Raw genomic sequence first — 7,065 nt, forward strand, 5'->3', positions numbered from 1 at the left:
GTCTTACCCGTAATGATGAGGCCCTTGGCGCCCACCGCGACAAACGACGTGTTATCTGCAACGATGGAAGGGTCTGCGACCTCGACGCGCAGGCGCGTGGCGCAGTTGGTTGCGCCCACGATATTGCCAACGCCACCTAAAAGCTGAATTACCCGCTCAGCGAGGACGTGATCTTGATCGGATCGACTATCGACCTCGTCATTGGGGGATTGCTCTTTGGCAAAGTCGCTTCCCGTTAAACAATCGATTGCCGCGCGATTGGCGACATGATCCTCGCGGCCCGGTGTCTTAAGGTCATAGACCAAGATGAGTGCTCGAAAACTAACAAAAAAGATGAGGCTAAAGGCAAGGCCGATACCGAGCGCCAAAAGATAGGCACCGGCATGCGTGCGCATGAGCGGAATAAAGTTGAAGGCTGCCATCTCCATGAGGCCGCCCGAGAAGATGCCGACGATGCCAAAGAGATTCATGGCTGTGGCAAGGCAAGACGATAAGACGGCGTAGAGCAAAAAGAGCCCGGGGTGGGTGAACATAAAGAGAAACTCGAGTGGCTCGGTAACGCCGCAAACCACCGAGGCGATGATGGCGGGAGCAAGGATGACCCTGAGGCCGGCGCGGCGCTCGGGTTTTGCGGTGGAGTAGAACGCAGCTGCGATGGCAGGAAGGCCAAAGACTTTGACCCAGCCGGTGGCGGTAAAACCGGCCCACGGCGCAAGCTCATTAAGGGGGCGCGTGCTATGGGAGAGGATGGGGAGCAAACTGCTCCACGTGGCGTAGATGCCGTCGTTAATGACCAGGTTGTCGTAGTAGATCGGCATGTAGAGCAGGTGGTGCAGGCCAAAGGGCTCGAGTGCTCGTTCTAAAAAGACAAAGATGCCCACGCCAAAGGGACCGACGCCTGCAAGCGCGTGACGCAGCGTATCGGTTACATCGTATACGTGGGGCACGATGGCGGCCGAGATAGCGGCAAGGGCAAACACGGCAAAAAAGCTAATGAGGTAGACCAGCGAGGAGCCCGAGAAGGTGCCGAGCCAATCGGGAATCTTGGCATCGTAGAAGCGGTCATGGATGGCGACGACGGTTGCCGATACCGCCAGCGGGCCGATAATGCCGGTGTCGAGCGTCTTGATGCCGTCGATGACGGTGATACCGCTGACGGGGGTCAAAGATGACGGGTACTCAAGTCCAAGGTTGTCTCCGCTCAGCTTAATGATCTCGCTCAAAAAGAAGCAGTAGGCAAAATAGGCGACGAGAGCCTCGAGGCAGCAACGAGCCGGTTGTTTTTGGGCAAGACCGATGGGCAGCGCTACGGCAAAAAGGAGCGGGAGGCGTTTAAAGACCGTCCACGAGCCGCGCTGGATGATGGTCCAAAAAACGTACCAAGGGGTTCCGTATACGGCGAGATCGCCGACGATGTCCGCAGTCGTTGCGAGAGCGGAGACGCCGACCATGAGGCCTGATATAGAAAACAGCATGGCGGGCGCGAACATTGCCCCGCCAAAGCGTTGGATTTTTTGCAGCATGTTCTGCCTTCCGAATATCGAGGCGCATTGCGCGTGGGGAAACGTTTAAACAATGGATTCATTGTAGAGGACCAGACGATTGTCGTACCGGCAGTTTTGAGCGAAACCGATTTGGGCATGACAGAAACCGTCAACGGTTAAATCCTGTCGCTTTACCGATATTCGGTTTAAACAACTTTAAGAAATGCTATCGTGCCTAGCCGGAAATGAACAATGTAGAGGTGAAACAATGCCAAAAGCGATATACGAAGGAATCTACCGAGAAATACGCTCGCGCATCATTAATGGGACCTATGCGTTTCAGGAGATGCTGCCAACCGAAGCCGAGCTGACCGCGGAGTTCGGATGCACTCGCAATACCGTCCGTCGCGCCTTGGGTATGCTGGCCGACGGGATGTACGTACAGCCCATTCACGGCAAGGGCGTGCGCGTCATTTGGCTTAAAGGCGAAACCGATATGCTGGGCGCGCTCGAGGAAGTCGAGTCGTTTGGCGAGTTTGCAAAGCGCAACAATGCCGTTGCATCGACGGACGTTAAGTCTTTTGAACATCTGGTCTGCACCGAGCAACTCTCTCGTCGCCTGGGCTTTAAGGTGGGCGAGAAGTTGATTCGCGTGGTGCGCGTCCGTAGCCTTAACGGTAACGCTCGCCAGGTGGACCACGGCTATTTTCTGGAGTCGATCGCCAAAGGCCTGACGCCCGAGATCGCCGCAAGGTCAATTTACGACTATCTGGAGCACAAGCGCGGCGTCAAAGTGATGGCGAGCCGTCGTACGGTGAGTGTCGAGCTCGCCAACGATGAGGACTGCAGCTACTTGGACCTTGGTAAGTACAACTGCGTCGCCGTCATGGAGAGCCAATCGTACACCTCGGATGGCATCTTGTTCGAGGTCACGCATGCCCGCACGCATCCCGAGATCTTCCACTACCGCGTCAACTCCAAGCGATAGCCGGCTAGCTCGCAGCCTGACGAGACTCATGCTCTCAAAGCGAAAACGCCCGGTCAAACCGACGATGCATCGGCTTGACCGGGCGTTTTCTCTGCATTCGATAACAAATAATTGTTTATACAAAACTTGTCAAGTATCAAGTTGAAATTACCGTTCACCGAAGTTTTTCTACCGCTCTAGTAATACTTGTTCAAACAACTAGCCAAATAGCGTATCGTACAAATCAGCAAAAGGGGCAAAGTCCCCGAGCCAATCTCCGAAGGCGGCGGCAAAGGGTGCCGCCACGGTGTGAAAGGGTGGATTGTAATGAAGAACGAAATGAGCAGAAGGCAGTTCCTGGGCTTTGCTGGTTCCGCGGCTGCGGTTCTTGGTCTGGGTCTCGTGGGCTGCGGCGGTTCTGCCGGCTCCGGCTCCTCTGCTTCTGGTGACGCTGCCGAGGTCTACTTCCTCCAATTCAAGCCCGAGGTCGACAAGGAGTGGAAGGAGATCGCCAAGGCCTATAAGAAGGAGAAGGGCGTCGAGGTCAAGATCGTGACCGCCGCCTCCAACACCTACGAGGAGAAGCTTAAGTCCGAGATGTCCAAGAGCTCCGCTCCGACCCTGTTCCAGGTCAACGGCCCCACCGGTCTTAAGAACTGGAAGGATTACTGCGCCGACCTGTCCGATACCAAGCTCCGCGGTGAGCTCATTGACGATTCTCTGGCTCTGCAGTCCGATGGCAAGGATCTGGGTATCGACTGGGTCCAGGAGAGCTACGGCATCATCTACAACAAGCAGCTGCTCGAGAAGGCTGGCTACAAGGCCGAGGACATCAACTCCTTCGACAAGCTGAAGGCTTGTGCCGACGACATCCAGGCCCGCAAGGACGAGCTTGGTGTTGAGGGTGCCTTTACTTCCGCCGGCATGGATGACTCCTCCAGCTGGCGCTACACCACCCACCTCGCCAACCTCCCGCTCTACTACGAGTTCGAGAAGGAGCACAACCAGGAGGACGACGAGATCAAGGGCGAGTATCTCGACAACTTCAAGCAGATTTTCGACCTGTACATCACCGACTCCACCTGCGATCCTTCGCAGCTTGCCTCCAAGACCGGCGACGACGCCACCAACGAGTTTGCAACCGGCAAGGCCGTCTTCTATCAGAACGGTTCTTGGGCCTACGCTGACCTCACCAAGGCCGGCATGACCGACGATCAGATTGGCATGATGCCCATCTACATCGGTGTCGACGGCGAGGAGAACCAGGGCCTGTGCTCCGGCGGCGAGAACTACTGGTGCGTCAGCTCCCAGGCTTCCGAGGATGCCCAGAAGGCCACCGAGGACTTCATGTATTGGTGCGTCACTTCTGACACCGCCACCAGCATCATCGCTGACAAGATGGGTCTGACTGCCCCGTTCAAGAGCGCTAAGGAGACCACCAACGTCTTCTCGCAGCAGGCCGTTGCCATGGCCAAGGACGGCAAGAAGACCGTCGCTTGGGACTTCGTTTACATCCCCTCTGAGGAGTGGAAGAAGAACCTCAAGCAGGCTCTGATTGCCTATGCTGCCGACAACAGCAAGTGGGACGGCGTCAAGAACGCCTTCGTCGATGGCTGGAAGACCGAGAAGGCTGCTTCCGAGTAAGCAGTTGCTGCCCAAGCTATCTGATTAGCGACAGGGGGCGGGCAGACGTTGGTTTGCCCGCCCCCTGCATATTGAAAGGACCCTTCTATGGGCAAAGCACTCAAGCGCTGGTGGCCGCTCTTTATGCTGCCCACGTGTCTGGCGTTTATGATCGGGTTCGTGATCCCCTTTATTCAGGGTTTCTATCTCTCGTTCTGCCAGTTTATTACCATCAACAACACGCACTTTGTCGGTATCGAGAACTACGTGCGCGCACTGTCCGATCCGCAGTTTGCCACGTCGTTCTTCTTTACCGTGGCGTTTGCCTTCCTGTCGACGGTGCTCATCAACGTGATCGCCCTCGCCATCGCGCAGGCGCTCACCCGCAAAGCGCTCAAGGGCACCAACATCTTCCGTACGATCTTCTTTATGCCTAACCTGATCGGCGGCATCGTGCTGGGCTACATCTGGCAGATTCTGATCAACTGCCTGCTCTCCAACGTGGGCGCCCAGCTCATCGCCCTTAACTCTGCTGCTGGCTTCTGGGGCCTTATCATCCTGACCCTGTGGCAGCAGGTCGGCTACATGATGATCATCTACATCGCTGGTCTGCAGTCCATTCCGTCCGACTACATCGAGGCCGCCAAGGTCGACGGTGCCACGGCATGGCAGACGTTTTGGAAGGTTAAGATCCCTAACCTGATGCCGACCATCACCATCTGCCTGTTCCTGTCCATCACCAACGGCTTTAAGCTGTTCGACCAGAACCTCGCCCTTACCGGCGGCGCCCCCGCGCACTCCACCGAGATGCTCGCCCTGAACATCTACAACACGTTCTATTCGCGTGCCGGTATCGCATGGCAGGGCATCGGTCAGGCCAAGGCGGTTATCTTCTGCATCCTGGTCGTAGCCATCTCCATGATTCAGCTTAAGGCCACGAGGTCCAAGGAGGTGCAGCAGTAATGAAACGCGATAAGGTTATCAACCGCGCGCTCTCGATTTTCTTTACGATTCTGTCGCTCGCGTGGATCTACCCCGTGTTCATGATTGCGCTCAATTCTTTTAAGAAAGCGACCGCAATCAGCACCACCACGGCATTCGATCTGCTCACGCCCGAGACGTTCAACGGCCTCGCAAACTACATGCACGCCCTTAACGAGCAGGGCTTTGCCTCGGCATTTATGTACTCGCTCATCATCACGGTCACGTCGGTCGTGCTGATCTTGGTGTGCTGCTCCATGTGCGCTTGGTACGTGGTTCGTGTCAACAACAAGATCTCGAACTTCTTCTATTACCTGTTCGTGTTCTCGATGGTCGTGCCGTTCCAGATGCTCATGTTCACGCTGTCCAATTTGGCGGACCGCATCGGCTTCAACACGCCGTTCAACATCTGCTTTATCTACCTCGGCTTTGGCGCGGGCCTGGCGGTCTTTATGTTCGCCGGTTTTGTAAAGAACATCCCGCTCGAGATCGAGGAGGCGGCCATGATTGATGGCTGCAACCCGGTCCAGGTGTTCTTTAAGATCGTCCTTCCCATCATGAAGCCCACCTATCTTTCGGTCGGCATCCTCGAGACCATGTGGGTCTGGAACGACTATCTGCTGCCCTACCTTACGCTCGACTCCACCAAGTACAAGACCATTCCTATCTTGATCCAGTACTTCCGCGGCGGCTACGGCCACGTCGAGCTCGGCCCCATGATGGCCTGCATCATGATGGTCGTTATCCCCATCGTTATCATGTACATCCTCTGTCAGAAGTACATCATCGACGGCGTGGTGGCAGGTGCCGTCAAGGGCTGATGCCGTAACTGTTTTGCAAGTTTCTGCGGCGCCCCTCAGCGCGGCGCCGCATATCGAAAGGTAGAGACATGGCCGAGATCGTTCTCAAACATGTTCAGAAGGTGTATCCCAACAACGAGTCAAAAAAGAAGGGCTTCTTTGGCAAAAAGAAGAAGACCGAGGAGAAGAAGCACAACCTCAAGGTTACCGAGGACGGTGTGCTCGCTGTAGAGGACTTCAACCTCACCGTTCACGACCAGGAGTTCGTCGTCCTCGTTGGCCCCTCTGGCTGCGGTAAGTCCACGACGATGCGCATGGTCGCCGGCCTGGAGGACATTACCTCGGGCGATGTGCTCATCGACGGCAAGCGTGTCAACGACGTGGCGCCCAAGGACCGCGACATCGCCATGGTGTTCCAGAGCTACGCTCTGTACCCCAATATGACGGTGTACGAGAACATGGCATTTACGCTCGAGCTCAAGAAGGTTCCCAAGGACGAGATCGACCGCAAGGTTCGCTCTGCTGCCGAGATTCTGGGCATTACCGAGTACCTCGACCGTAAGCCCAAGGCACTCTCCGGCGGCCAGCGCCAGCGTGTCGCTATCGGCCGCGCCATCGTGCGTGACCCCAAGGTCTTCCTGATGGACGAGCCGCTGTCCAACCTGGACGCCAAGCTTCGTAACCAGATGCGTGCCGAGCTCATTAAGCTGCGCCACGAGATCAAGGGCACGTTCATTTATGTTACTCACGACCAGACCGAGGCCATGACCCTTGGCGACCGTATCGTGGTCATGAAGGACGGCGTCGTCCAGCAGATCGCCACGCCGCAGGAGGTCTTCAATCATCCCGCGAACATCTTCGTCGCCGGTTTCATCGGCGTGCCGCAGATGAACTTCTTCGATGCCCAGCTGGTGCGCTCGGGCAACGGCTTTACCGTCAAGACCGAGGATATGAACGTGGCGCTCGCCCCCGAGACTTGCGTTCAGCTTGCCCTCAACTGGAACGGCGGCGACGTGAAGGAGATTACGGCCGGCGTGCGTCCCGAGCAGATCCTGCTTGCCGACAAGGGCGAGGAGGGCGCGCTCCAGGGTACCGTCGAGGTGACCGAGCTCATGGGCTCGACCGAGCATGTCCACGTGACCGCTCCCGACGGCCAGTTTGTCCTGATTATCCCCGTCGTCGACCTCGAGGCCAAGGGCGCGCTCAAGGC

The 7,065-nt window shown here is 56.7% G+C and carries 6 protein-coding genes; 5 read left to right on the forward strand and 1 reads right to left on the reverse strand.

The genetic code is table 11. The features are described from left to right. On the reverse strand, positions 1 to 1,523 hold a 1,523-nt coding region (locus tag AB5164_RS06570), incomplete at its 3' end, for a PTS transporter subunit EIIC (protein WP_368147904.1). A 229-nt stretch (positions 1,524 to 1,752) separates the two neighbouring features. Between AB5164_RS06570 and AB5164_RS06575 the strand changes: the two genes are divergently transcribed. The 5 genes from AB5164_RS06575 to AB5164_RS06595 form a co-directional block, all read left to right on the forward strand. Continuing rightward, positions 1,753 to 2,472 (forward strand): GntR family transcriptional regulator, encoded by a 720-nt coding sequence (locus AB5164_RS06575; protein ID WP_368147906.1) that lies wholly within the window; start codon positions 1,753 to 1,755, stop codon positions 2,470 to 2,472. A gap of 306 nt (positions 2,473 to 2,778) precedes the next feature. After that, on the forward strand, positions 2,779 to 4,095 hold the full coding sequence (locus AB5164_RS06580; protein WP_138341397.1) for an ABC transporter substrate-binding protein: 1,317 nt from the start codon (positions 2,779 to 2,781) through the stop codon (positions 4,093 to 4,095). An 87-nt stretch (positions 4,096 to 4,182) separates the two neighbouring features. After that, positions 4,183 to 5,037, forward strand: coding sequence for a carbohydrate ABC transporter permease (locus tag AB5164_RS06585; protein ID WP_055285610.1), 855 nt, complete (start codon positions 4,183 to 4,185; stop codon positions 5,035 to 5,037). Continuing rightward, positions 5,037 to 5,876, forward strand: a complete 840-nt coding sequence (locus AB5164_RS06590; RefSeq protein WP_022095055.1) for a carbohydrate ABC transporter permease — start codon at positions 5,037 to 5,039, stop codon at positions 5,874 to 5,876. The genes AB5164_RS06585 and AB5164_RS06590 overlap by 1 nt, the downstream gene beginning before the upstream one ends. 68 nt (positions 5,877 to 5,944) lie before the next feature. Next, positions 5,945 to 7,065 (forward strand): ABC transporter ATP-binding protein (locus AB5164_RS06595; RefSeq protein ID WP_368147907.1); only part of this gene is annotated, 1,121 nt, incomplete at its 3' end.

The sequence above is a fragment of the Collinsella aerofaciens genome (genome assembly GCF_040915425.1).
Taxonomy (GTDB): Bacteria; Actinomycetota; Coriobacteriia; order Coriobacteriales; family Coriobacteriaceae; genus Collinsella; species Collinsella aerofaciens_BW.